This is a genomic window from Alkalibacterium sp. MB6, assembly GCF_009935905.1.
Classification (GTDB): domain Bacteria; phylum Bacillota; class Bacilli; order Lactobacillales; family Carnobacteriaceae_A; genus Alkalibacterium.
The window spans coordinates 33,547-59,010 of the sequence record NZ_PREX01000009.1 but is presented as its reverse complement, the minus strand read 5'-3'; the positions used below and the strand labels follow the sequence as shown (position 1 = coordinate 59,010).

Annotated in this window: 22 protein-coding genes and 1 other RNA gene; 4 read left to right on the top strand and 19 right to left on the bottom strand. The window is 40.9% G+C overall.

All coding sequences use genetic code 11. The annotated features are described in order from the left end of the window. Positions 1–14 precede the first annotated feature (14 nt). Entirely contained in the window at positions 15–1,160 is a 1,146-nt protein-coding gene (locus C3945_RS05055) for a site-specific integrase (RefSeq protein ID WP_161878604.1), read from the top strand. Positions 1,161–1,460: 300 nt separating this feature from the next. Here C3945_RS05055 and ssrA read toward each other — a convergent pair. The 6 genes from ssrA to secG form a co-directional block, all read right to left on the bottom strand. Further along, positions 1,461–1,822: a transfer-messenger RNA gene (ssrA, locus tag C3945_RS05050) on the bottom strand. 123 nt (positions 1,823–1,945) lie between these two features. Next, positions 1,946–2,662 (bottom strand): histidine phosphatase family protein, encoded by a 717-nt coding sequence (locus tag C3945_RS05045; protein WP_237585483.1) that lies wholly within the window; start codon positions 2,660–2,662, stop codon positions 1,946–1,948. Positions 2,663–2,937: 275 nt separating this feature from the next. After that, positions 2,938–3,402, bottom strand: a complete 465-nt coding sequence (gene smpB, locus C3945_RS05040) for an SsrA-binding protein SmpB (RefSeq protein WP_161878603.1) — start codon at positions 3,400–3,402, stop codon at positions 2,938–2,940. A 43-nt stretch (positions 3,403–3,445) separates the two neighbouring features. Next, the gene (gene rnr, locus C3945_RS05035; protein ID WP_161878602.1) at positions 3,446–5,842 is read right to left on the bottom strand and encodes a ribonuclease R; all 2,397 of its coding nucleotides are present in this window, start codon (positions 5,840–5,842) and stop codon (positions 3,446–3,448) included. Positions 5,843–5,844: 2 nt separating this feature from the next. Further along, positions 5,845–6,591, bottom strand: coding sequence for an alpha/beta hydrolase (locus C3945_RS05030; protein ID WP_161878601.1), 747 nt, complete (start codon positions 6,589–6,591; stop codon positions 5,845–5,847). A gap of 183 nt (positions 6,592–6,774) precedes the next feature. Next, entirely contained in the window at positions 6,775–7,005 is a 231-nt protein-coding gene (gene secG / locus C3945_RS05025; protein WP_161878600.1) for a preprotein translocase subunit SecG, read from the bottom strand. Between the two features lie 262 nt (positions 7,006–7,267). Here secG and C3945_RS05020 point away from each other — a divergent pair, with 262 nt between their 5' ends. Further along, positions 7,268–7,468: a hypothetical protein gene (locus tag C3945_RS05020; RefSeq protein WP_161878599.1), complete on the top strand. Its 201-nt coding sequence runs from the start codon at positions 7,268–7,270 to the stop codon at positions 7,466–7,468. 63 nt (positions 7,469–7,531) lie between these two features. On the opposite strand, the gene eno is transcribed toward C3945_RS05020, so the two are convergent. From eno to C3945_RS04970, 10 genes are all read right to left on the bottom strand, one after another. Further along, complete coding sequence (gene eno / locus C3945_RS05015; protein ID WP_161878598.1) at positions 7,532–8,833, bottom strand: phosphopyruvate hydratase; 1,302 nt, start codon at positions 8,831–8,833, stop codon at positions 7,532–7,534. Between the two features lie 103 nt (positions 8,834–8,936). Continuing rightward, on the bottom strand, positions 8,937–10,466 hold the full coding sequence (gpmI, locus tag C3945_RS05010) for a 2,3-bisphosphoglycerate-independent phosphoglycerate mutase (RefSeq protein WP_161878597.1): 1,530 nt from the start codon (positions 10,464–10,466) through the stop codon (positions 8,937–8,939). Continuing rightward, positions 10,467–11,222: a triose-phosphate isomerase gene (tpiA, locus tag C3945_RS05005; RefSeq protein ID WP_161878596.1), complete on the bottom strand. Its 756-nt coding sequence runs from the start codon at positions 11,220–11,222 to the stop codon at positions 10,467–10,469. Positions 11,223–11,334: 112 nt separating this feature from the next. Next, the gene (locus tag C3945_RS05000; RefSeq protein ID WP_161878595.1) at positions 11,335–12,522 is read right to left on the bottom strand and encodes a phosphoglycerate kinase; all 1,188 of its coding nucleotides are present in this window, start codon (positions 12,520–12,522) and stop codon (positions 11,335–11,337) included. Between the two features lie 217 nt (positions 12,523–12,739). After that, positions 12,740–13,741: a type I glyceraldehyde-3-phosphate dehydrogenase gene (gap, locus tag C3945_RS04995; RefSeq protein WP_161878594.1), complete on the bottom strand. Its 1,002-nt coding sequence runs from the start codon at positions 13,739–13,741 to the stop codon at positions 12,740–12,742. 84 nt (positions 13,742–13,825) lie between these two features. Further along, the gene (gene gap, locus C3945_RS04990; RefSeq protein ID WP_161878593.1) at positions 13,826–14,818 is read right to left on the bottom strand and encodes a type I glyceraldehyde-3-phosphate dehydrogenase; all 993 of its coding nucleotides are present in this window, start codon (positions 14,816–14,818) and stop codon (positions 13,826–13,828) included. A gap of 31 nt (positions 14,819–14,849) precedes the next feature. Then, positions 14,850–15,884: a sugar-binding transcriptional regulator gene (locus C3945_RS04985; protein WP_237585487.1), complete on the bottom strand. Its 1,035-nt coding sequence runs from the start codon at positions 15,882–15,884 to the stop codon at positions 14,850–14,852. A 136-nt stretch (positions 15,885–16,020) separates the two neighbouring features. Next, positions 16,021–16,581 (bottom strand): thioredoxin domain-containing protein, encoded by a 561-nt coding sequence (locus C3945_RS04980; protein ID WP_161878591.1) that lies wholly within the window; start codon positions 16,579–16,581, stop codon positions 16,021–16,023. 150 nt (positions 16,582–16,731) lie between these two features. Then, on the bottom strand, positions 16,732–17,328 hold the full coding sequence (clpP, locus tag C3945_RS04975; protein WP_161878590.1) for an ATP-dependent Clp endopeptidase proteolytic subunit ClpP: 597 nt from the start codon (positions 17,326–17,328) through the stop codon (positions 16,732–16,734). A gap of 146 nt (positions 17,329–17,474) precedes the next feature. Beyond that, entirely contained in the window at positions 17,475–18,611 is a 1,137-nt protein-coding gene (locus tag C3945_RS04970) for a pyridoxal phosphate-dependent aminotransferase (RefSeq protein ID WP_161878589.1), read from the bottom strand. A 142-nt stretch (positions 18,612–18,753) separates the two neighbouring features. Here C3945_RS04970 and dapD point away from each other — a divergent pair, with 142 nt between their 5' ends. Further along, a complete protein-coding gene (gene dapD, locus C3945_RS04965) occupies positions 18,754–19,449 on the top strand; it encodes a 2,3,4,5-tetrahydropyridine-2,6-dicarboxylate N-acetyltransferase (RefSeq protein WP_161878588.1) in 696 nt (231 codons plus the stop codon). Positions 19,450–19,497: 48 nt separating this feature from the next. Here the strand turns inward: dapD and C3945_RS04960 are convergent, their stop codons facing one another. Continuing rightward, the gene (locus C3945_RS04960; RefSeq protein ID WP_161878587.1) at positions 19,498–20,472 is read right to left on the bottom strand and encodes a LacI family DNA-binding transcriptional regulator; all 975 of its coding nucleotides are present in this window, start codon (positions 20,470–20,472) and stop codon (positions 19,498–19,500) included. Between the two features lie 159 nt (positions 20,473–20,631). Next, positions 20,632–22,068: a 6-phospho-beta-glucosidase gene (locus C3945_RS04955; RefSeq protein WP_161878586.1), complete on the bottom strand. Its 1,437-nt coding sequence runs from the start codon at positions 22,066–22,068 to the stop codon at positions 20,632–20,634. A gap of 199 nt (positions 22,069–22,267) precedes the next feature. Between C3945_RS04955 and C3945_RS04950 the strand changes: the two genes are divergently transcribed. Further along, entirely contained in the window at positions 22,268–23,545 is a 1,278-nt protein-coding gene (locus C3945_RS04950) for an NAD(P)/FAD-dependent oxidoreductase (protein ID WP_161878585.1), read from the top strand. 58 nt (positions 23,546–23,603) lie between these two features. Here C3945_RS04950 and pepF read toward each other — a convergent pair whose 3' ends face one another. Next, positions 23,604–25,409: an oligoendopeptidase F gene (pepF, locus tag C3945_RS04945; protein ID WP_161878584.1), complete on the bottom strand. Its 1,806-nt coding sequence runs from the start codon at positions 25,407–25,409 to the stop codon at positions 23,604–23,606. Positions 25,410–25,464 lie beyond the last annotated feature (55 nt).

Below are 25,464 nucleotides of genomic sequence, written 5' to 3'. Positions count from 1 at the left end.
GGGAGAGAATATCAATGTTACAAATAAAGACTTACAAGAAGCAAGACGGCAATACCTACTATAAATTTCAGACGTATCTCGGAATAGATAGCTCCGGCAAACCGGTACGAGTCCGGAAAAGTGGATTCAAGACTAAGACCGAAGCTAAGCAAGCTGCATTGGAATTAAAGATTCAGTTCGAGAAGAATGAATACGTCAAGCCTACCTTCGACACCTTCCAAGATGTCTATGAAGCATGGCTGCAATATGATTATCTGAAAGATGAGATCAAAGAGAGTACACTGGTTAAAACTGAACGATTATTTAAACTTCATATACTGAAGGATTTAGGAAATCTCCGCATCGCAAAAATAACGAAACGAGATTGCGATCGAGCTGTCGAGAATTGGAGCAAGAAACATTCTAAAGCTAAAACGATGGCCAACTATGCCAAACGTGTTTTTGATTATGCAATTGATGAACAGTTGATCACTAGCAATCCAATGGAACGTGTAAAAGTGCCAAAGAATCGCAATGTTAAACGTGAAGTCGCTTATTATGAGAAGGAAGAGTTGCTGGAGTTTCTGGATTCGGCCAAGAAGGAACAGAATCCTATCTGGTATCCACTATTCTATCTCCTAGCGTTCACTGGTATGCGTAAAGGGGAAGCATTGGCTCTTCAGTGGAAGGATATTGATTTTATGAATCAGCACCTCACTGTCAGTAAAACACTCACACGTGGGAAAAATAGCCGCTTATATATCGAGGATTCACCTAAGACTCAAGCCGGCAATCGAGATATTCCTTTAGATCCTTCAGTCTTATCTATATTGAAGCAATGGCGGAAAGACCAAAGAGAAATGTATATCAAGCTCGGTCATAATACACTCAACGACTCACAACTGCTGTTCACTAATCTGAACAACGATTTCATGCAGCCACCAGCTCTTACTAAAGCAATGGATCGCATCGTCAAGAAGAATAACCTGAAGAGAATAACCGTCCATCAGTTGAGACACACTCATGCAAGCTTATTGTTCAATGCTGGTGTAAGTATTAAGGAAGTGCAGCAAAGACTCGGCCATTCTTCATATGAAGTCACCATGAATGTCTATACTCACGTGACTCAAGACAAACAGGAAGAAACCGTTGATAAATTCGCTCACTACATGAATCTCTAGCGATAACTACCCACTGCATCACCTGAAATGGCCATAGAATCGCCGTCACAACACAAGGAGAATCAGATACATTGAATGAGAGCATAAAAAAAAGAGAGTGCCTAAATTAATAGACACCCTCTGCTCTTCATTCGTTGTTCAAGTCACTAATACCTTACAATATTTCAGTAATAAATGCACGTTTTATATGCAAACATTCGTTCGTATGCACACTACTACTGCACACATCAAAAAAAGAAGCCCTATAACGTTGTGAGATTGCTGTCACACCAACGATTATAAGACTTCAATTCTTTTAGAGTATGGAGTTGGCGGGAGTCGAACCCGCGTCCAGACACATTGCTACTCAAGCGTCTACGTTCATAGTTTTACCATTTAGGTTTCGCTTCACGTTAGCCGTAAAACAGGCGTCATGTGTTGCTAGTCTGATAAGCTCTTCTTGTTCTTACAGACGGAAAGAACAAGTGTATCCCACTTCATATAGGACCCAAACGTGATACGTGGGCGATACCAGTTCGGATCACGTTTAGCTGGTTTTACGCAGCTAAAGCGTAAGTTTCGTTATTGTTTGCAGTTAGTTTAACTGTAACGTTGATATGCAGCCGTAACCTGCAGAACGCAACCCAAGCTCAATCTATGCCTGTCGAATCCGTAACAACCCCGGATTAAAAATACTAGAGTCTTCTTTGACTCTATAGATATTATAGCATAGAAAGGCTTAAAAGACAAGGTTTCTACTCACTTTTGGTAAGCTGTTGCGCTTTATTCCGTTTACTCTTTGCCTTTTATTCTTCGTCTCTAAAGTGTGAGACGTCATTGTAGCTGTCTAAATGGAACAAGCCATCTTCATACCTTGCGATGGACACACTGGCGTTGAGTAATGGATTTGGATTGGTTAAGTCAGGAATCAAGTTCTCCAGAATATAACGAATCGTTCCACCGTGAGCCACAAGTAAAATCGTGTCTCCTGTATCTCTGTGCTTTTCAATGAGTTTCATTAAGCCTTTTTCCACACGTGACCAAAACATCATAAAGTCTTCCGCATGTCCTTCTGGATCGGCTTCTCGGAATGCGTTCATTCGTTCAGGTGTATCGGTGTTTTTGAACATCTCTTTCGTGCTCTCGTACCCTAACACTTTTCTAATGTTATCATAAGCTACTGATCCATATTCGCCTTCCATGGAGCCAAAAAAGACCTCTCTGAACTCACGCATTTGAATCATGTCCATGGAATCAATCTGTCCATTTTCTTCTAAGATCAAACTGGCTGTGTCTTGCGTCCGTGTCAAGTCACTGGTGTAAACCGCATCAAAGGTCACCTCTCTTAACCCTCTGCCGCATCGTCTGACGTTTTCTATTCCATGGTCAGTCAAGGGAGCGTTACTCCATCCCTGCATTCTTCCATAATAGTTCAGATAGGTTTCACCATGTCTGACAAAATAAATCTTAACGCCTTTACTCGTCATGATTGTTTCCTCTCTTTCTCCATTTTCTCTATCCATTCTAACAAACTTCTCTCATTTAAGCGATGGTGATTACTTGATTGCAAATTCCCTCGCAAGGTTTGAGGTCCGAGTTGTGTAGATAAGCCCTCTCTAAGCAACTCAGCCTCTCATTTCTTCTCGACTTGCTTAGAGAATCGTTCTCTACAAAGTTCAGGCTTCTAACTCCACTTGAACTGCTTAGAGGAGGCGTCTCTAAGCAACTCACCAACAGAAAAAAACCATCACCGACCGTCTTCTAACACGAGAGACGATGGATGATGGTTCAGACTTATTTAATTGTAGTGATCTTTAAGCGCACGCTGTACTTGACGTTTTTGGTCCTGCTGCTTAATGGATTCACGTTTATCGTATTGTTTCTTCCCTTTAGCCAGTCCGATCAATACTTTGGCAAAGCCATTTTTAATATAGACTTTAAGTGGAACAAGGGTGACACCGTTTTGCTTCACTTCACCGAACAACCGATCAATCTGCTTTTTCTTCATAAGCAATTTTCTCGTTCTGACGGGATCGTGGTTAAATTGGTTCCCTTGTTCAAACGGTGCAATGTGCACGTTGTATAAAAAAATTTCACCATTTCGTATGCTGGCATAGCCGTCTTTTAAGTTAATACGGCCTGCACGAATGGATTTGATTTCTGTACCTTTTAATACGATGCCTGCTTCGACGGTATCCAAGATGGTATATTCGTAACGGGCTTTTCTATTTTGGGCAATTAACTTGCCTTCTCCTTTGGGCATAACATACCCCCTCTTCATGATCTAATTGATTCATTCACTAGATTTATTTCTTTTTGCGTGGTTTCTTAGTGGTTCGTCTAGATGAGCCACCTTTTTTCTTGCCTTTTGGTTCTCCTCTGCGGTCGTCTGCTCGACCGGCGGGTTTTCTGTTGCCCTGGCTTTTCTTATGGGCTCTGTTTCTTCCGCCTTTTTTAGACTTGTCTGTTTTTTCAACGTACTCAAACTCAGTGTCTTCATCTTCAACCAATTCAAAGTCGATTTGATAGGTTTCTGTGTTGACGGCTGACACGTTCACTTTGACAGCTTGACCAATTCGGTAAATTTTACCAGTACGTGTGCCGATCATCATTAAGCTGCGGTCATTAAATTCATAGTAATCATCATTCATTTTAGAAATGTGAACTAAGCCTTCCACCGAGTTTGGAAGCTGGATAAACATGCCAAAGCCGGTTACCGAGACTATAACACCTTCGAATTGTTCGCCAATTTTCGCTTCCATATACTGGGCTTTTTTCAGCTCATCCGTTTCTCTTTCAGCATCAACGGCTCGTCTTTCCGTAATGGAACTTTGTTCTGCAATTTCTGGCAGTCTAGCAACCCATTTATTTTTAGCTTGTTGAGAAGAATCCACTTCATTGTAGTAGTGAATCAATCGGTGCAACACTAAATCCGGGTAACGACGAATCGGTGACGTAAAGTGAGAATAAAACTCAGCTGCTAAGCCGTAGTGTCCAATCGGTTCGACGTCATATTTAGCCTGCTGCATCGAACGGAGCAAGAGCATACTGATAACCGCTTCTTCTGGTTTGCCGTGCACTTCATCCAATACAGCCTGCAAGGTTTTAGGTCGAATGGCATCTTTAGAGCCTTTAACCGTTATACCAAAGTTCGTCACGAATTCCAGGAATCGTTGCATTTTGCCTTCATCCGGTTGGTCGTGAATACGGTATAGAATCGGTAAATGCTGCTTAGTGTAGTGCTCAGAAACCGTTTCGTTGGCTGCTAGCATGAAGGATTCGATTAAACGTTCACCGACTCCACGCTCTCTAACGAGAATGTCTACCGGCATACCTTGAGGATCCACTTCAATTTTAGCTTCTCTTGTATCAAAGTCAATAGACCCTCGGCCTTGACGTTTCACTTCAAGTAGATTGTGCAACTCTTCCATCTGTTTTAGCATGTCGACAATTTCGGCATACTTTTCTTTTAACTCTTCATCGTCTTCTTCTAAGATGGCGTTAACGTCAACGTAGGTCATGCGGTATTTAGACTTGATCACACTTGGGCCAATTGAATAATTGACGACCTGACCTTGCGCGTCAAACTCCATTTCACAACTCAATGTCAAACGTTCGACATTGGGATGTAAGGAACAAATACCGTTCGATAACCGCTGCGGTAACATAGGTATCACACGGTCCGTCAAATACACGCTTGTGCCTCGTTCGTAAGCTTCTTGGTCCATATGGCTATCTTCTGTTACATACGTGCTCACGTCTGCGATATGGACGCCTAGATAGTAGTTGCCATTGTCCAGTCTCTTCACTTGAATGGCATCATCCAAGTCTTTTGCATCGGCACCGTCAATCGTGATGATCACTTCATCGCGTAAATCTTTACGGCCTTCCATGTCTGACTCTGATAAGGAATCCGGTGCTTCCTCAGCTTCTTTAATGACTTCTTCAGGGAATTCACTTGGGATATTATGCTTATGCACAATGGTTAGAATTTCAATACCCGGTTCATCTTTATGCCCAATCGTTCTGTGGATAATGCCGGTTAAGTCGTCACCGGTTTCCAAGCCACTGTAGTCCGTGATTTCTGTTTGGACGATTGAACCTGCCGCTGGTCTAAGACCTTTGCTTTCAATTAAGATATTTACATCTGGGAATTTTAAGTCTTTTGGCTTAACGTATCCGTATAGACCCGTTTCTTTAACTTGATCATCGTCATAAGGATAGAACTCGCCGAAGACGTATGGTGTGCGTCTTTCAACAACTTCCAGCACTCTTCCTTCTGGCCCTCTACCATTCCAAGGCGTTCCTTCTTTAGTCACTTCGATTCGCACCGTATCTCCGTTTAAAGCCGCCTGGGTTTCATTGGGTGGAATAAAGACATCTTGTTCAAAGTCTTCAATACCGACGAAACCAAAACCTCGATCATTTCCGAAAAACTTCCCAATAAGGGCATCTGGAGCCTGTTTCAGTTTAAATTTACCACTATCCATCAAGACAACGCGTTGTTCTCTTTCCAAGTCCGCTATGGCTTTGACGGTTTCTTGAAAGGCTTTTGCCCCTTTACGATCTAAAGCTACAGTGATATCACTCACTTCTACCGGTCGATTTTCTTTTTCCATATAGGCATAAATCTGCTCTTTTAATTCTCTTCTTTTCTGTTCTTTTTCTTTATCTTTTTGATTGTGATGATCTTTTTTACTCATATCTACTCCCCATTCCAATCAAGCGTTGATAGAAAGGTTAAGACGTCAACTTGCAAGTCTTTTCCTATTCTGCCTGTTGTTAACACGTGTGGTGCGCCTTTATACCAATGAAAATCGACATCGGCTTGAACTAGTTTTTCTTTAAAGGCAACGGATGCCTGTTGGTCAATCATCTTGTCTTCATCCCCTTGACCGATAAAGATCTTTTTATCTAAGCTAGTGTAAGTGGGTTCCAGTGATGAGACATGGTCACTCAACCCATTTAAAATCGTTTCTAATTGCACTTCGGCAGACGTTTTTTGTCCAGCAATTTCTTCTCTAGAATAGCCTGCTTGTTTTTTCATCGCTTCGTACCATTCCATGAAATTCTCTGGTACTCGTGTGTCAAAACCAGATACGACAGGAGAAGCGAATACCCCACCGCCTTTTAACGAGTCATCTTCTATCAACAGTGTCGTTGCGACGATACCTCCTAAAGATAAGCCAAACACGGCAATCTCTTCATACCCTTTTTCTCTCAAGAAAGCTAAAGCGTCTTTTCCGTCTTGTACCCAATCTTTCATGCCGTAATCGAATAAATCGTCAGGATTACCCGTTCCGTGTCCAGAGAACACAGGGGCATACACCGTGTAATCCGCTCGCTCCAATGCTCTTCCTAAACTTAACATGTCTTTTGAGTTACTTGTAAAGGCATGGAACAATAATACCGCCCGTTTACCACTTTCATAAAATAATGCGTTTGAATTCATATTGCTGTCAGTCCCCTTTCATTCTCTTCCTATTTTACCGTACTTTCACAGATATTTGTACCAAAACACAACAACTAGCCTTTGAGCATAAGAAAAAGCACCCGAGCTATCCTTAACTCGCCATAAATGGCTACAATAGAGTTCAGGAATAAGCAGGAGTGCTTTATCAGTCATCGTTTTAAATTAGAATAAGCGTGTCATCACTAAAGCCAAAATAAAGAATAGGATCAGGCAGACAACTGTCGTTTTGATTAAGACAGCTTCAAATCCTCTAGCTTTTTGTTTGCCGAATAATTGACTTGCTCCACCTAAGAAAGCATTGGATGCACTTTGTGTTTTAGTTGGTTGCATTGCGATCACAATAATAATGAATACAGATAAAATAAGCATCAACGTTAATAAAATATCATACATGTAAACCGGTAACCTCCTTCTTACAATCTCCTACCGTTAAATATAGCATAAGTAACCGTGTATTTCCAGTACATATATGTGACAATCTCGAGCTTATGACTGGTGGATATAGTCAGCAGATTCTCCTGTTAGGATAACCACTTCGGTCTCAGTCGATTTAACTCTATTAACGTTATGTCGCTAGCAAGTCAATAGCTAATAGTTGAAAAAAAGAACGGTATCTTTTACCGTTAGACTAGATACTTTACAAGGAGGAATTTGCATGACTCAAGCTTTTGACGTTTTTAAAGAGAGATTGGTAAATGCTAATGCAGATCAGATTAAAGATTTAATTCAACAGATTGAACGGTCAAGAGAAAATGGCGACATTACCGAAACCGAACGAGATAATTTAAAAGATATCGCCAATCGCAACTTAGATGCTATAGGTGACAGTGCATTTGGCCGCTTGGATCAAGAATAAGCGTATAAAAAGAACCTCCTTCAGCACGATGTGCACTGAAGGAGGTCTTTTTTATCGACTAAATTATTTGTCAGCTAAGTTGTAGAAAGCTTGTAGGCCTTCGTAAACTGCTAGATCGCCTAATTGGTCTTCGATTCTTAGTAATTGGTTGTATTTAGCGATACGGTCTGTACGGCTTAATGAACCAGTCTTGATTTGTCCAGCGTTTGTTGCAACAGCGATGTCAGAAATAGTAGAATCTTCTGTTTCACCAGAACGGTGAGACACAACAGCTGTGTAACCAGCTTTTTTAGCCATTTCGATAGCATTGAATGTTTCAGTCAATGTACCAATTTGGTTAACTTTGATTAAGATTGAGTTAGCTGTATTGTTTTCAATACCACGTTTTAGGATTTCAGTGTTTGTAACGAATAAGTCGTCACCAACTAATTGAACTTTGTCGCCTAAGCGCTCAGTTAATAGTTTCCATCCGTCCCAGTCGTTTTCGTCCATACCATCTTCGATAGAGATGATTGGGTATTTGTTAACTAATTCTTCAAGGTAATCAACTTGTTCTTCAGCAGAACGTTTTGCCCCGTTTTCACCTTCGAATTTAGCGTAGTTATAAACGCCATCTTCGTAGAATTCAGCAGCTGCACAGTCAAATCCAAGATAAACATCTTTACCTGGCTCGTATCCAGCTTTTTTGATTGCTTCAAGAATTGTTTCAACACCGTCTTCAGTTCCTTCGAACTTAGGTGCGAATCCACCTTCATCACCAACAGATGTTTCTAATCCACGTTCAGAAAGGATTGATTTCAACGCGTGGAAGATTTCAGTTCCCCAACGTAGAGCTTCTTTAAATGTAGGTGCTCCAGTAGGTAAGATCATGAACTCTTGGAATGCAATAGGCGCGTCTGAGTGAGATCCACCGTTAACGATGTTCATCATTGGCGTTGGTAATACTTTCGTGTTTGTTCCGCCCAAGTATCTGTATAAAGGCAGATCCAAGTAATCAGCAGCAGCACGAGCAGCAGCAATAGATACACCTAAAATAGCGTTAGCTCCTAGGTTACCTTTGTTAGCTGTACCGTCTAATTCGATTAGAACTTGGTCGATACCCATTTGGTCACGAACATCCATACCAATAAGAGCGTCAGCAATTGTTTCATTTACGTTGTCAACTGCTTTTGTTACGCCTTTACCAAGGTAACGATCTTTGTCTCCATCGCGTAATTCTACTGCTTCGTGTTCACCAGTAGATGCTCCAGAAGGAACCATTCCTCTTCCGAAAGCGCCTGATTCTGTAATAACTTCTACTTCAATAGTAGGGTTTCCACGTGAGTCAAGAACTTCACGTGCTAGTACGTCTGTAATAAATGGCATGTATTTTCTCTCCTTTAAGTTTTGATTAAAAGCAATGCTTTCAATCATTGGATTACTTCTATTTTACCCGTTCTTATCATAAAGAACAATTTAAAATATATGGTTAGTCTTGGATAAGTGTTTCACCAGTCATATCCTCTGGTTTGTCTACTCCAAGTAAGTCAAGCATGGTAGGTGCAACGTCAGCTAATTTACCGTCAGTTCTCAAGGTTATGCCTTTTTTAGTGACAATAACTGGAACGGGAACAGTTGTATGAGCTGTGTGCGGGTTGCCTTCAGGTGTTAACTCTGTATCGGCGTTACCATGGTCAGCAAAGATAACTGCTGTTCCACCTTTTTCGATAATCAAGTCAACGACACGTCCTAAGTTCTCATCGACCGCTTCTATGGCCTTAATCGTTGGCTCTAGCATTCCAGAGTGACCGACCATATCAGGGTTAGCAAAGTTTAAGATAATCGCATCGTGTTTGTCGTTTTTGATGTCTTCAACCAACGCATCAGCGACTTCATACGCACTCATCTCTGGTTTCAAATCATAGGTTTCCACTTGAGGAGACGGAATTAAAATTCTGCTCTCTCCAGGGAACTCATCATTTGTCCCACCGTTCATAAAGAACGTGACGTGAGGGTATTTTTCTGTCTCAGCAATACGCAGTTGTTTTAGTCCGTTATCAGCCAACACTTGCCCTAAAACGTTTTTCAAGAAAACAGGTGGGAACATAACGTCCGCCTTCATATCTGAAGTGTACTGAGTAAAGGTAACAAACTTAATATTTTGAGGGGTTTGTCCTCTATCAAATTCATCAAAATCAGGTTCAGTTAAGGCACGTGACAGTTGAATGGCACGGTCCGGTCGGAAGTTGAAGAAGACAACAGCATCATTATCTTTCACTGTTCCAACAGCTTGGCCGTCTTTTTCAACAACGATTGGCTCGATAAATTCATCCATAATGTCGTTGGCATAACTATCTTTAACCGCTTGAACGGGATCAGTTACTTTATTCCCTTCACCGTGGAAGATAGCGTCATAAGCACGTTTCACACGAGGCCAGCGGGTATCACGGTCCATTGCATAGAAACGACCAGTAACGGTTGCTATGTGACCCGTTCCTAGTTCGGCTAATACGCCTTGAAGATCTTCAATGAAACCAGCTGCTGAATTCGGCGCAACGTCGCGTCCGTCAGTAAAGGCATGAACGAAAATCTTGTCTACACCTTTCTTTTTAGCCGTTTCAATCAATGCTTTCAAATGGCGTTGGTGACTGTGAACGCCACCGTCAGAAATTAAGCCGAAAAAGTGAAGAGCAGAATCATTGTCTTTTACGTGGCTAATGGCTCCATCAAGTACTTCATTGGTATCAAAATCGCCATCTTCAATGGCTTTATCAATACGGGTGATGCTTTGATAGACCACTCGGCCAGCACCAATGTTGGTGTGCCCTACTTCTGAGTTCCCCATTTGACCTTCAGGAAGACCAACAGCTAAACCAGAAGCTTTCATTGTGCTATGAGCGTACTCATTCCAATAACGGTCAAAGTTAGGCTTGTTCGCTTGTGCGACTGCGTTTCCGTATTCTTCTTCTCTCCATCCAAATCCATCTAAAATAATGATGGCTACAGGTGCTTTGCTCATTTATTCAGCCGCCTCCAATAATTTAAGGAAGGAACTTGCTTCTAAACTTGCGCCACCTACTAATGCGCCATCAATGTCTGGTTGGCTCATTAATTCTTTAATATTTTCAGGTTTAACTGATCCACCGTATTGGATACGAACAGCATCAGCAACATCTTGAGAATACAGGCTTGCTACTGTTTGACGAACAACAGAGCTGGTGTCATTAGCGTCTTCTGCTGTAGCCGTTTTACCTGTTCCAATTGCCCAGATAGGCTCATAAGCAATGACTGCTCTTTTCACTTGGTCATCTGTCAAGCCGTTTAGAGCAGCTTTTACTTGGCTAGCTACTAAATCATTTGTTTGACCTGCTTCTTTTTGTTCCAATGTTTCTCCTACACAAATGATAGGAACCATGCCATTGTTAAAGACAGCATGTGCTTTTTTATTAACGTCTTCATCTGTTTCATGGAACAGTTCACGTCGTTCAGAGTGTCCGATAATCACGTAAGAAACGCCTAAGTCAGCTAGTGCTTTAGGACTTGTTTCTCCTGTAAATGCCCCTTCGTCTTCAAAATGGCAGTTTTGTGCTGCAATTTTCAGATCAGTATCCACTGCTAAATCAATCAGGCTTTGCATGAAGATACTTGGTGTTCCGATAACGGCATCGACTTTGTCTGGTGAAGGTAAATTACCCTTTACTTCATTGACAAAAGAAGCTGCTTCTGTAGCGGTCTTATTCATTTTCCAGTTACCTGCAATAATAGGTTTACGCATGGTCTTCATTCCTTCTTTCCTTGAGTTGTTCCCTTACACTATATCGACTGTCATTAACTAAATCGGACGGCAACGTGGTACACTGCAGCCGTCGATTCAGTTTTCATACTACTTATTTATCTGAAATAGCTGCAATACCAGGAAGCTCTTTACCTTCCAAGTACTCTAGTGATGCTCCGCCACCTGTAGAAATGTGGCTGAAGTCATCTTCAAAGCCTAATTCTTGAGCAGCTGTTGCTGAGTCACCGCCACCAATAATAGTAACAGCGTCTTCTAATTTAGCTAGAACTTCACAGATATCGCTAGTTCCTTTAGCAAAGTTAGACATTTCAAATACACCCATCGGGCCGTTCCAAACAACTGTTTTAGCACCAGCTAATTCTTTTTCGAATAACTCAACTGTTTTCGGTCCAATATCCAGACCCATTTGTCCTTCAGGGATATCTCCTTCAACAACTTCAGTCGGTGCGTCATTAGAAAATTCAGGAGCCACAACAGAATCCACTGGTAAGACTAATTTGTCTCCAGCTTTTTCAATCAACTCTTTAGCTAAATCGACTTTGTCTGCTTCAAGTAGTGATTTACCAATGCCTTTACCAAGCGCTTCGTAGAACGTATACGTCATGCCACCACCAACAAGTACTTTGTCAGCTTTAGCGATTAAGTTCTCAATCACGCCGATTTTATCAGATACTTTTGCTCCACCAAGGATCGCCACAAATGGACGTTTTGGTTCGTCAACTGCTCCACCGATAAAGTTAATTTCTTTTTCAACTAAGAAACCAGCTGCTGATTCTAAGTTAGAGGCAATCCCAACGTTTGAAGCATGTGCACGGTGAGCTGTACCAAATGCATCATTAACGTACAAGTCACCAAGACTTGCCCAGTATTTACCTAATTCAGAATCATTCTTGCTTTCTTTCTTGCCGTCTACGTCTTCAAAGCGAGTGTTTTCGAACATCAAAATCTCGCCGTCTTTTAGTTCAGAGATAGCTGTTTCTAGTTCTTCTCCACGTGTTTGAGCGACGAATGTAACGTCTTTACCAAGCAGTTCGCTTAAACGCTCTGCTACTGGTTTAAGTGATAAACCTTCTTTATCTTCTTCTGCTTTTACACGACCTAAGTGAGAGAACACAATCACTTTTCCGCCTTCTTCCAAAATATATTGAATCGTTGGAAGAGCAGCTTGAATACGGTTATCGTTAGTGATTTTGCCGTCTTTCATTGGAACGTTAAAATCAGCACGAACTAAAACCTTTTTACCTTTTACGTCTAAATCTTTCACTGTCTTTTTTGCCATCAGTGCATCCTACCTCTCTAAATAAACTAGCCTTTCTATCTTTCTCATTCACCCCACAAAAAAGCGGGGAAGCGCGATTCTCTTTATTTAATAAAACGATCTAATCACTATGCTCGCACAATGTATTATCTGTTTAGTTAAATAAAAGAGTAAATGCTCCCCCGCTTATTCAATGCAGTGTGTTTAATTTATAATACGTTTAGATTTTCGCTACGAATTATAGGTTAGCGAAGTATTCTAGTGTACGAACAAGTTGTGCTGTATATGACATTTCGTTGTCATACCATGCAACAGTTTTAACTAACTGTTTGCCACCAGCTGAAACAACTTTAGTTTGAGTTGCATCGAATAGTGAACCATAAGTCATGCCAACGATGTCTGAAGATACGATTGGGTCTTCGTTGTAACCATAAGACTCATCAGCAACTTCTTTCATTGCAGCGTTCACTTCTTCTTCTGTTACTTCTTTAGAAAGAATCACTTGTAATTCAGTTAATGATCCAACAGCTACTGGTACACGTTGAGCAGCGCCATCCAATTTACCTTGTAATTCAGGTAATACTAAACCAATTGCTTTAGCAGCTCCTGTTGTGTTAGGAACGATGTTTTCTGCAGCAGCACGTGCACGACGGAAGTCACCTTTAGGGTGTGGTCCATCAAGAGTCATTTGGTCTCCAGTGTACGCGTGAATAGTTGTCATTAATCCAGTTTCAATACCGAATTTGTCGTTTAATGCTTTAGCCATAGGAGCCAAGCAGTTTGTAGTACATGAAGCTCCAGAAATAACTGTTTCTGTACCATCTAAAGTTTCGTGGTTAACGTTGTAAACAATTGTTTTAACGTCGCCAGTAGCAGGTGCTGAAACAACAACACGTTTAGCTCCAGCTTCTAAGTGAAGACCCGCTTTTTCTTGAGAAGTGAAGAATCCAGTACACTCAAGAACGATATCTACTCCTAGGTCTCCCCAAGGTAAATCTTGTGGGTTACGTTCGCTGAATACTTTAATGTCTTTTCCGTTAACAGTGAATTTGTCTTCACCAATTGTAACGTCTGCGTCAAAACGTCCTTGAGCAGTATCATATTTTAATAGGTGTACTAACATTGCTGGATCTGTTAAGTCGTTTACTGCTACAACTTCCAATCCTTCAACATCTTGAATACGACGGAATGCTAAACGTCCAATACGTCCAAAACCGTTAATTGCTACTTTTACTGACATAAATATATTTCCCCCTTGAGAAATTAGAATATTTTTTTAGATTAATTGGCTTCCACCAATTCTTTAACCCCATAATCTTACGGCTTATAAATTAGCCATGTACTCCAATGTAGCGACCATGTTTCCAGTGAAGCCGTACTCATTGTCATACCATGCAACTGTTTTAACTAATTGACCATCATCACTATCGATGATTTTAGTTTGCGTTGCATCAAAAATAGATCCCGCTGGTACACCGATGACGTCTGAAGAAACAATTTCATCTTCTTCGTACAAGTAAGCGTCAGATGATGCAGCTTTCATCGCTGAGTTCACTTCCTCAACGGTTACTTCTTTTTTCAGTACAGAGTATAATTCAACCATTGAACCGGTAATTGTTGGAATACGAACAGCAGTACCGTCTACTAAACCATTGACTTCAGGAATAACTTTCCCTACTGCTTTAGCAGCTCCTGTAGAAGCTGGAATAGCGTTTGCTGCTCCTGCGCGGTTTTTACGGCCACCTGGTGAATCTTGTAAGGCTTGAGTAGCTGTATACGCATGGATTGTACTCATCAATGCACGACTGATACCATATTCTTTATTTAACACATTAACCATTGGTGCTAAACAGTTTGTTGTACATGATGCAGCCGATACAATTTTATCATCTGCTTCTAGAGTGTCATGGTTTACGCCATAAACGATTGTTTTTAAGTCGCCTGAAGCTGGTGCCGAGATTAAGACACGTTTTGCACCTGCATCAATGTGAGCTTGTGATTTTTCAGGTGACGTATAAAATCCTGTACATTCTAATACGATGTCTATGCCTAAATCGCCCCATGGCAACTGGCTTGCATCCTTTTCTTCAAAAGCTTTAATTTCTTTTCCACCAACATAGATTGATTCGCCTTCAACTGTTACTTCATGCGGGAAACGTCCTTGAGCTGTATCATATTTCAATAGATAAGCCAAGTCATCATTACTAGTCAAATCATTGATAGCAACAACTTCCATTTCGGTATCCATTTCTAGAATGCGACGGAGTGCTAGACGTCCGATACGACCGAAACCATTAATTGCAACTTTAATTGACATATTAATATTTCCTCCTTAAGGAATTCAGTTTTTATTTTAAAGAGTCTACCTCTTTTAAAATCTCATTTGCGGCTGCCTCATCCGTCACTAACCACGTGTGAGGAGGGACAGTTTTCATATGTGCTTCGATAGCTCTCGCTTTTCGAGTACCCCCTGCTACAGCAACAACATTCGGTATCATAGGGAGTTTAGATGATCTTAATCCTATTCGGGAGAGCTTATAAACGACTTCTCCTTCGACATTTATAAATTCTCCAAACGCTTCAGCAACAGCTTGATCGTTACTTAACTGATCCAGCGTTTGCTTATCCAAGCCTCTTCGCTCAGCCATTTCAATGGCGTCACCTATACTGTATAAAACAAGTGAGGCATTTTCAACTATTTCGAGTGTTTCTTTTATCTCTGGTTCTTCTAGCAACAATGAATAAGTTTCCATTCTGACGTGCTCAGGTGCATAAAGGGCTCGGCTCTTCCCGCCTGTTCGGCGCGCCATGTTTTCTGCAATAACATTAGCTTGAATATCTATCGATTCTCCCAAGCCACCTCTTGCAGGTACAAATAACAAGGTTCGATTTTGTCCAATATGCTTATCCATTGCTTCTGCTACTTCAAACATGGTTGTTCCACCCATGACAGCAACCGTATTGTTGCCTTCTGGGAGAAGAAAGTCCATGACTTCAGCTGCCACTTTAGCCATTTCTACTAAACTTTCGTGATTCTTATCTGAATTACCCATCGTAATGGTACAGTGTTGAATACCTAGATAACTCGCCAGTCTTGCTTCTTTTTCTTGAGACTGAATATGCTGACTCATCAGTTGTTCCAATTTATATATAACCGTAATACCTTCTGGCGTGCATTGCATGCCTTGGGTAGACGTTTTGATTAAGCCCTGGGTACGGAGGACATCCACTTCGCTTCTTAGGGAACGTTCTGTAAAACCTAAGAGATCAGCTAACGCTCTTCTTCCAATTGGACCGGACTTTTGAAGGTGATTAAGAATTAAATATCTGCGTTTTAAGATTTGAAGAGTTCCTGGTGCAACTTTTTCTATAACAGACAACATATTGCACAAGCACCTTCCCCTTAACTCTATTTCACTTTTTTTAGCTTTCTCGTTTTCTAGCTTACTTTAACAGTGTAACAGAAGGCGGGGCAAAAAACAAGCCAACAAAGCAGATAATCGGGACTTTTTACGCCCATTAAAATTCGTTCGGTTTTCTATTCTCTCTGTCACGGTCCATTTTCGCTTCAATGATACTCGCTATTTCTTCTTTAAGTGTGTTTGCATCCACAATATAGTCTTCAATAACGACTGTAGGAACGAATAAAACATTCGTCCGTTGGGTTTCTTCTATAATCTTATTCGCTTCGAGTGTGTTGTCTTGTTTGCTTGCTCCGCGTTTGTCTTTAGCGTACTCACCCAACTCATCTTCAGAGAGGCTACCCCATTCTTCTTGGTGTTCGATATAAAAATGAATATCTTCCATGGCACGGTCAGTATCCTCATATTCGATATAGTCGTGGAGTATATTGCCACTTCTTAAGCTCTCTTTATCTTTATTATATAATTTGATTATTCGTTCAACTTGTCCATTATTGACATGGTCTTCTAAAATAGGTGAAGCATTATCCCACCATGTTTTGCAGTGTGGGCAGCGTAAATTCAAAAATTCTACCACTTTAATTGGGGCATCTTGCTTGCCGTAATGGATGCCTCCTTCTGTTGTTACTTTCTCATTTTTTATTTCTGATGTGTCCATTTATCCGACTCCTCCTATTTTTACCTCTATTAATCATTATACTCTTGTAAAAATTGATAAACCAGTAATAAGCATTGCTTTCCCACTCATTTACTTGCCTTATCTTTGTACAAAAAAATGACCCAGTCGTTAGACCGGGCCACTTCTATTTTAATTATTTAATTTTGCAGTGCTGTCCATAATCTCATCGATTAAACCGTAATCTTTTGCTTCTTCAGCCGTCATAAAGAAGTCACGGTCCGTATCGCGTTCGATTACTTCCATATCTTGGCCAGTGCGCTCAACTAAGATTCTGTTTAAGCGTTCGCGTGTTTTCAAGATGTGACGTGCAGCAATTTCAATTTCAGTTGCTTGACCTTGTGCTCCGCCAAGTGGTTGGTGAATCATGACTTCAGCATTAGGTAGAGCAAATCGTTTGCCTTTTTCACCAGCCGCCAGTAGGAAACTTCCCATAGACGCTGCTAAACCAATAGCGATGGTTTGGACATCTGATTTGATGAAGTTCATTGTATCAAAAATAGCGAGTCCAGCTGTTACACTTCCTCCTGGTGAGTTAATGTAAAGGTAAATGTCTTTCTCAGGGTCTTGAGCATCCAAGAATAATAGCTGAGCAATAACAGAGTTTGCTACTTGATCATCAATGGGACCTCCCAACATAATAATACGGTCTTTTAATAAGCGGGAATAAATATCGTACGCTCTTTCCCCTCTTGGTGACTGTTCAATTACTGTAGGTACTAAGTTCATTTAAACGTCCTCCTTAAATTTATCATTATTCAGTGTAGCATACTTCCCAATTCAATGGAATCTATTAGCAATTATACACCATTGGTCAAATTAGGTCAAACCAAAATATGACCAATATGATCTTTATTTAACAGAAGACTCGTCTATTATAACTGGTTTAAAAAATGTTCCAATCTATCCATGCTCTCTTCAATCGTTTGCTGGCTCACGCAAAAACTGATACGGACGAAGTCATCGGCTTCAAAGCAACTTCCAGGGATTAACGCGACTTTTTCTTCTTGAACGAGGCGCTCGCAAAATTCCCATGAAGAGAGGCCATACTTCTTAATGGAAGGAAACATATAAAAAGCGCCTTTAGGCAGTTCAACGTCTACTCCCATATCCACTAGTCGACCATACATATAATCGCGTCGTTTGCGGTAACTGTCTACCATATGATCAATCGGGTAATGTAAGGCAGCGATGGCGGCTTCTTGGATAAATGTAGTGACACACGTTAAGGTGTATTGGTGAATTTTTAATGCTTGTTCTATAAAGGCTGTGCTCGCCATCAAGTAACCGATTCGCCAACCTGTCATCGCATACGGTTTAGAAAAGCTTTGGCAAACAATAATGTAGTCTCTTATGTCTTCAAACTGAGCAAATAGAGGAATACGTTCCTCGAATATCAACTGGTTATATACCTCATCACATAGGACGAAAAAGTTATTTTCTAAGACGATGTCATGGATGACCTCTAAGGATGAGTCATCGAGTACCGTTCCTGTTGGGTTATTGGGAGACGTTAAAATAATAGCTTTCGTTCGATCCGTCACGGCAGCTTCTACCATCTCTTTAGATACTTGAAACTGGTTGGCGGATGTATCAATTGTCACGCACGTGGCGCCTCTTAGTTCAATCAATTGACGGTAAAGAGAAAAAGCAGGGTTTAAGACAATGACTTCATCTCCAGGATTCAAGATGGTTGCCAGTGCTGTCGATATGGCTTCAGTTGACCCCGCTGTAATGATGATGTCTTCAGGATCATACATTAATTGATTAGTTTGTTCTTCAAATTGGCTAATGGCTTGACGTAAGCTAAGCAACCCTTTAGAAGGGGCATAGCTTGTCATATTATCATTTAATGCTTTAACGGTTGCTTCTTTAACCGTTTGAGGTGTCTCGAAATCGGGTTCACCTAATGTTAAAAAATGAGTCGCCCCATTTTCTACAGCGTAGTCATTAAAGTAGCGAATGGCACTAGATTCTGATTGGAGTACGTCGCGATTGAACAATTCCTTCATAGTAAAGGTCCCCTTGTTTTTAAGAATGAAATTAGTTTACCAATACTGAAAAAAAATAACAATATGAGTAGATTATTATTTTTGTTAATGGTATTCTAATATTCGTTAAAATAATAGGCACTTTAAAGTGGAGGAAACCATTATGGAAGCAGAAGAAATTATTCATTACATCAGTTCATCAATCAAACAGACCCCTGTAAAAGCCTACGTCAATTTGACAGAACCTCTTGATTTTCCTCGTTGCACTGTCTTTGGAGAAGGGTTGTCAAAAGTGGTTTTCGGTGAGTATACTGATGTTTTTGCTGTACTCAATATGCACAAAGATAAAGTCAAAGATAAAGTCATTGAAATTGACAGACGAAACAGTGCCCTACCTTTACTTGATATTAGTCAATTGAATGCCCGAATCGAACCAGGGGCTTTGATTCGCGAAAAAGTAGAGATTGGAAATAACGTGGTCGTTATGATGGGTGCCGTTATCAATATCGGTTCGGTCATCGGCAACGGGACGATGATTGATATGAATGCCGTTTTGGGCGGGCGAGCTGTAGTAGGAGAGCATTGCCATATAGGGGCCGGTGCAGTGTTAGCCGGGGTTGTAGAACCCGCTTCGGCTGAGCCTGTTGTTATCGAAGATCATGTCTATATCGGTGCCAACGCAGTAGTCATAGAAGGGGTTCGCATTGGGGAAGGTAGTGTGGTTGCAGCTGGTTCTGTGGTGACTAAAGATGTCCCTCCGCATACAGTTGTCGGCGGAACCCCTGCCCGAGTGTTAAAAGAAAAGGATCAGCAAACGTCAGATAAAACAAGCAATGTGGCTAGCCTTAGAGACCTTTAAAACAAAATAGCGACTTCCATTTAATTGGTAGTCGCTTCTTTGATTGATTTAGCTTTCTTTTCTTAAGGTTTCTCTTACCACCAATTCAGGCTTCAATTTGACTTTCTTGTTATGAATCGGTTTCTTTTCAATTAAATTCAATAGTAAGGTCGCCCCTTTGTATCCCGTGTCATAAGCGGGTTGTCCAATCGTTGTTAAACCTGGTGAACTCAATTGACTAAAGGGTATATTATCATAACCGATTAGTTGTAAATCTTCTGGTACAGTTAATCCTCTTTTATGTGCTTCTTTTATGATAGCTAAAGCCGTTACATCATTACTGGCAATGACACTATCAAAATCTGTATAGCGCTCAAACAAATCGTATGCTATTTTTTCTGCATCACTTATTTGGAAGGTACCTGATTCGAATACTTCATAGTCTATGTATTTTTCTTTCAAAACCTCTATATTCCCAATCAGTCGATCAACGGATCCCTGCACCTCTTTTGGTCCGGCAATGACGATGACCTTCCCTTTTGCATGCTTTGCAATGGCTTCTGCTGCTAATCGGCCACCTAGAACATCATCTGTTGACACAGAATAATCTTCCTTATCACTGGCTCGCTCCAAAAGAACGTAAGGGCCATTTGTGTGTCTGCTATTTTTTACGACAGCGACAGATAAGACACCACTAATGTTATATTGAGAGAAAAACTTCATATAGGTTGTTTCTTTTTCGGGGTTATCCTCAACATTTCCTAGTATGACCATATATCCTTTTTCCTGAGCTCGATCCTCTACACCTTTTGCGACAATGGGAAAATAGGGGTTTGATATGTCTGGAAGTAACAAGCCGATAATTTTAGATGACTTTTGAAATAGCGAGCGTGCCACTTCATTGGGGGTAAACTCTAACTCTTTGATGGCTTGTTCTACTTTTTTTCGAGACTCTTCACTGACGTAACCACTATCGTTTAGCGCTCTTGATACGGTCGCTACGGATACACCTGCCAGTTTTGCCACATCCTTAATCGTTGCCATGTCTTCACTCTCCTCCTGTAACCGGTTTCGTGATAAGTTTATCAATTCTAGAAAAAAAGTCAATAGAAAGCGGTAAACTTATTTAGTATTATTTAAAAGCGTGCTCATAGTCAAAAAAAAAGACACACCCTTTTGTAGGATTGTGTCTCTTCACACGCTTTAATCGTTACTTAAGTCTTCTCCATTTGTTTCAATCACTTTTTTATACCAATAAAATGATTTTTTCTTTGAACGTTTCAGTGTGCCATTGCCTTCATTATCCCGGTCGACATAGATAAAGCCGTAGCGTTTCTTCATTTCTCCCGTTCCGGCACTGACCAAATCGATGCAACCCCACGTGGTGTAGCCAAGTAAATCGACTCCATCCAATTCCACTGCATCTCTCATCTGTTCAATATGAGCAGCCAGATAATCAATCCGGTAATCATCTTCAACGTAGCCATTTTCATCAGGCTCATCAGTAGCACCTAAACCATTTTCTACAATGAATAATGGTTTTTGATAGCGGTCATATAACTCGTTCATGGTGATACGAAGGCCTAGCGGGTCAATTTGCCAGCCCCACTCTGTTGTTTCCAGGTATGGGTTTTTAACAGATGAAAAGATATTGCCTTCTGCTTGTTCCGTTACTTCTGGATCGCCTGTTGCAACGTGTGACGCATAATAAGAAAAGGAAATAAAATCTACGGTATGGTCTTTTAGAAGTTCCTTGTCTCCTTCTTCAAAGGGAATCGTGATGCCTTCGCGTTCGAACTGTTTTAAGGCATAGGCTGGGTATTCACCTCTTGACTGAACATCAATGAAAAAGTAGTTTCGTCGGTCTGCTTGTTGTGCAGCGAAGACATCTCTAGGATGAGGCGTGTTTGGATAATAATTTCCTGCTGCCAACATGCACCCTACTTTGTTTTCTGGGTCAATCTCATGAGCTATTTTTGTTGCTAAGGCACTCGCCACTAATTCATGGTGAGCGGCTTGGTATTTTATCTCTGTTTGGTTTTCGCATTCTTCAAAGTAGATGCCTGCTCCCATAAATGAGCCTCTAAGTAGCACATTGATTTCATTAAATGTCAGCCAGTATTTGACCAGTCCTTTATAACGAGTAAACACGGTTCTCGTTAACTTTTCGTAAAAACCAATCATTTGACGATTACGCCAGCCACCATACTCTTTAATCAAATGCATTGGGCAATCAAAATGCGTGATGGTCACCAACGGTTCAATTCCATATTTGTGGCATTCTTTAAACAGGTCTTCGTAAAACTTCAGCCCTTCCTCATTCGGTTCCTCTTCGTCTCCTTTAGGAAATAGACGTGTCCACGCAATCGATAATCGGTACGTTTTAAAGCCCATTTCTCCAAAAAGTGCAATATCTTCTTTGAACCGGTTATAGTGATCAATCCCTTTTTTCGCGGGATAAAAGTAGTTTTCCTCATCAAAATCTAGATGCTTGACTTGACCCGAAATAATTGGCCGTCTGTCTTTACCGATTGGCAAAACGTCCACATTTGCCAGTCCACGTCCGCCTTCAATGTAACCGCCTTCTAATTGATTGGCAGCTGTTGCTCCACCCCATAAAAAATCGTTCCTGAATCCCATGCCTGTGTGCCTCCTGAAATGATTTTTGTCTTCTAAGGTAAGCATACTCCTTTTGCATTGGTCGAGACAAGCATTGTCTATCTAATTTTAATTAAAAAAAATCGCTTACTCTATGGTTTCATTTCCATATATATGGTAAAGTATCTGTTGTTATTCGGCGATAAGCCGTTTTGAAATGAAAGAGAAAAGAGGTCAACTGATGACTCATTATGACGTACTCGTAGTCGGTGCTGGAACGAGTGGAATGATGGCTGCCATATCTGCAGCAGAACATGGCGCAACGGTCGCTCTGGTTGAAAAGAATAAGTTTGTCGGTCGTAAATTATTAGTTACCGGCAATGGCAGATGCAATGTAACGAACAATAGAGATAAAGAAGAAATTATTCATCATATCCCTGGAAATGGCCGCTTTTTATATGGTGCCTTCCATCAATATGATAACTATGATATTATGGCCTTTTTCCGTTCACACGGGGTTGCTTTAAAAGAAGAAGATCATGGACGCATGTTTCCAACGACAGATAAGTCCCGCACGATTGTGGATACATTGAAACAAATTATGGAAGACATGAAAATTGATTTGTTTTTAGATGCGCCTGTAGAAACAGTGTTATACGAAGACAATCAAGCTATTGGTGTCTTGTTACAAGATGGGCGAACACTATCTAGTTCACGAGTGATTCTATCAACGGGTGGACGCGCTATGCCAAAGACCGGTTCGACGGGTGATGGTTATGCCTGGGCAAAAAAAGCTGGTCATACGATTAAGCCTTTATATGCGACAGAAGTTCCCGTGACTTCCGATGAACCCTTTATTACTGAACGTGTTCTTCAAGGTTTGTCTTTAAGAGATGTTAATGTAAGTGTCTTAAACAAGAAAAACAAAGCCGTGATTTCACATCGAATGGACATGATTTTCACTCACTTCGGCGTGTCCGGTCCAGCAGTCTTGCGTTGTTCCATGTTTGTTCATCAAACGATGACACGTGATAAAACGGAAGAAGCAACGATGGCTATCGATTCCTTGCCTGATGTATCGCTTGGTGAACTGACCCAAACCTTGGAACGTCTGGCAAAAAACGAAGGGGATAAAAGCACTAAAAATACCCTCAAGCAATTCGGACCCGAACGTTACATTCTATTTGGTTTAGATAAATTAGGTGTGGATAGCGATAAGGCATTTAAAACAGTAACCAATCAAGAGCGAGCCGCTATCGCAAGCTATTTAAAAGATTTCCGCTTCACTGTAAATGGTTCCTTGCCTATTGAAAAAGCTTTTGTGACTGGTGGCGGTGTTCATACAAAAGAAGTAAACCCCAAAACCTTGGAAAGCAAAAAGATGAATCACTTGTATTTCACTGGCGAACTACTCGACTATAATGGTTACACGGGCGGGTATAATATTACCGGTGCCTTTATTACCGGAAGAGTGGCTGGCATGAATGCTGCTTTATCTGCCTTGGAAGAAAAAGCATAATCCTATATAACCAAAAAATCCCTGCACTCAATTAATGTGCAGGGATTTTTTCTTGTATTTAATTTGTTAATTCGCCAGTTAATTCAATAATGCGGTCGACCGTTTGATCTAAATAATGAATGGTGTCAGATAACGGTTTATCTGTTGTAATATCGACTCCGGCTACTTTCGTTGCTTCAGCCGGAACTTTTTGTCCGCCTAATGCCAAGAACTCCAACCAGCCATCAACAGACTCTTCTCCGCTCTTAATTTTCAAGAATGCTTGAGTGGCAATAGTCAAGCCAGCTGAGTAGGTATACGGGTATAAGCCCATATAGTAGTGAATCTGACGCATCCACGTCAATTCTGCTCCTGCTTCTAATTCAACAGAATCTCCCCAGAATTGTTCTAGAACACTACGCTTGATTTCACTTAATTTTTTCGCATCGAAACTCTTACCAGCATCAATGAGTTTGTACACTTCTCTTTGGTAGGCTGCTTCAAGCAAGTGAGTAACGAAATTGTGGAAATAGGTTTTTGAAATCATTTTAGACAGAACATTTCGCTCTGTTCTCGCATCATCTGCTTTGTTTTGAAGGTAATCAGTCAATAACAACTCGTTAAAGGTAGACGGTCCTTCAATAATGTATAAAGATGGACGTGAACTCGTTAATGGGTTGTTTTCGTTTGACAAAACACCTTGTCCTGCGTGCCCTAACTCATGGAATAAAGTGTAAGCATCAGATAACTGTCCAGTCCAAGTTACCATGACAAATGGGTGTTTGCCATAAGTCGTTGAACAAAAAGCTCCAGAACGCTTGCCTTTGTTTTGTGCAAAATCAACCCAACGTTCAGGGTAAGATTTCAAAATCATATTAACATAATCGTCACCAAGTGGTGCCAAAGCATCTTTAACCATGTCTTTCGACTCTTCAATACTGACTGGAGCCGTAAATTCAGGATCTAAATCGACTTTCAAATCGGCATAGGTCATTTTTTCAAGACCGTGTACTTCTTTCAAGTGTGTGATGTATTTACGCATAACAGGCGCAAAGTCAGTCATAATCATATCAATTTGACGGTGGTATAAGTTTTGAGTGACTTCTTGGCTTTCCAATAAATAATCAAATACAGAATCATAGCCACGCATGGTTGCTAACGTTTTTTCTTTTTGTACATGCGTGTAATAAGCGGTGGCTACGACGTTTTGGTATTGCCCCAGTACTTTATTGAATTGATCATAAGCCGCACGACGAACAGCCGGGTTGTCATGGTACATATACACTTCTTCATATAAAACAAAACTTAATGGGTAGACTGTTCCGTCCACTTCAAAGGTTCCGTAGTCTGCATCAGCTGAACGGGCTTGTTCAAAGATTTCAGAAAACGCTCCAGTCACTGGACTTAACCTTGCTAATGCTTCTTCCACTTTAGGATCCAATTTCGCTTTTTTAGACTGCTTTAATTTACGAATGTAAGTGTCATATTCAGGTGCTTTTGATACAACTTCGTCTAGCACGTTGTCGCTCAAGTCTTCAGCTTGTGACTGGAAGAAGCTTAATTGAGCACTCACTCCAGCAAGAACATTTGATGTGCGTCTGGCAACTTGCTGAGCTTCCCCGTCTAATATATCCACTGATACAGGTAAGCTACCGTACTGCCCTAAATGAGACGCTTTAGCGATAATGGTTTCATATTCTTTCACTGCAGCGATTAATGAATCCGCATCATGAATCTTCCCGTTATATGTATCGGAAAATGCCTGCACATCTTTTGGTAACTGTTCGGCTGCCTCTTCAAATGCTTCCTGTGATTCAAATATAGCTGATAAATCCCATTTCAATTCCTCTGCTATATCTGAACGGTTTTTTAATTCTTCTGCCATGTCTTTCTCCCCTTTGAATCTAATATCTGCCATGTGACGCAGTGTCATCTTTATG

Excerpts from the sequence above, each read along its gene's own strand:
- C3945_RS05055 (WP_161878604.1), top strand. The coding sequence starts at position 15 with ATGTTACAAATAAAGACTTACAAGAAGCAAGACGGCAATACCTACTAT.
- C3945_RS05045 (WP_237585483.1), bottom strand. The coding sequence starts at position 2,662 with ATGGATAGAGAAAATGGAGAAAGAGAGGAAACAATCATGACGAGTAAA.
- smpB (WP_161878603.1), bottom strand. The coding sequence starts at position 3,402 with ATGCCCAAAGGAGAAGGCAAGTTAATTGCCCAAAATAGAAAAGCCCGT.
- rnr (WP_161878602.1), bottom strand. The coding sequence starts at position 5,842 with ATGAGTAAAAAAGATCATCACAATCAAAAAGATAAAGAAAAAGAACAG.
- C3945_RS05030 (WP_161878601.1), bottom strand. The coding sequence starts at position 6,591 with ATGAATTCAAACGCATTATTTTATGAAAGTGGTAAACGGGCGGTATTA.
- secG (WP_161878600.1), bottom strand. The coding sequence starts at position 7,005 with ATGTATGATATTTTATTAACGTTGATGCTTATTTTATCTGTATTCATT.
- C3945_RS05020 (WP_161878599.1), top strand. The coding sequence starts at position 7,268 with ATGACTCAAGCTTTTGACGTTTTTAAAGAGAGATTGGTAAATGCTAAT.
- eno (WP_161878598.1), bottom strand. The coding sequence starts at position 8,833 with ATGCCATTTATTACAGACGTACTAGCACGTGAAGTTCTTGACTCACGT.
- gpmI (WP_161878597.1), bottom strand. The coding sequence starts at position 10,466 with ATGAGCAAAGCACCTGTAGCCATCATTATTTTAGATGGATTTGGATGG.
- tpiA (WP_161878596.1), bottom strand. The coding sequence starts at position 11,222 with ATGCGTAAACCTATTATTGCAGGTAACTGGAAAATGAATAAGACCGCT.
- C3945_RS05000 (WP_161878595.1), bottom strand. The coding sequence starts at position 12,522 with ATGGCAAAAAAGACAGTGAAAGATTTAGACGTAAAAGGTAAAAAGGTT.
- gap (WP_161878594.1), bottom strand. The coding sequence starts at position 13,741 with ATGTCAGTAAAAGTAGCAATTAACGGTTTTGGACGTATTGGACGTTTA.
- gap (WP_161878593.1), bottom strand. The coding sequence starts at position 14,818 with ATGTCAATTAAAGTTGCAATTAATGGTTTCGGTCGTATCGGACGTCTA.
- C3945_RS04985 (WP_237585487.1), bottom strand. The coding sequence starts at position 15,884 with ATGTTGTCTGTTATAGAAAAAGTTGCACCAGGAACTCTTCAAATCTTA.
- C3945_RS04980 (WP_161878591.1), bottom strand. The coding sequence starts at position 16,581 with ATGGACACATCAGAAATAAAAAATGAGAAAGTAACAACAGAAGGAGGC.
- clpP (WP_161878590.1), bottom strand. The coding sequence starts at position 17,328 with ATGAACTTAGTACCTACAGTAATTGAACAGTCACCAAGAGGGGAAAGA.
- C3945_RS04970 (WP_161878589.1), bottom strand. The coding sequence starts at position 18,611 with ATGAAGGAATTGTTCAATCGCGACGTACTCCAATCAGAATCTAGTGCC.
- dapD (WP_161878588.1), top strand. The coding sequence starts at position 18,754 with ATGGAAGCAGAAGAAATTATTCATTACATCAGTTCATCAATCAAACAG.
- C3945_RS04960 (WP_161878587.1), bottom strand. The coding sequence starts at position 20,472 with ATGGCAACGATTAAGGATGTGGCAAAACTGGCAGGTGTATCCGTAGCG.
- C3945_RS04955 (WP_161878586.1), bottom strand. The coding sequence starts at position 22,068 with ATGGGATTCAGGAACGATTTTTTATGGGGTGGAGCAACAGCTGCCAAT.
- C3945_RS04950 (WP_161878585.1), top strand. The coding sequence starts at position 22,268 with ATGACTCATTATGACGTACTCGTAGTCGGTGCTGGAACGAGTGGAATG.
- pepF (WP_161878584.1), bottom strand. The coding sequence starts at position 25,409 with ATGGCAGAAGAATTAAAAAACCGTTCAGATATAGCAGAGGAATTGAAA.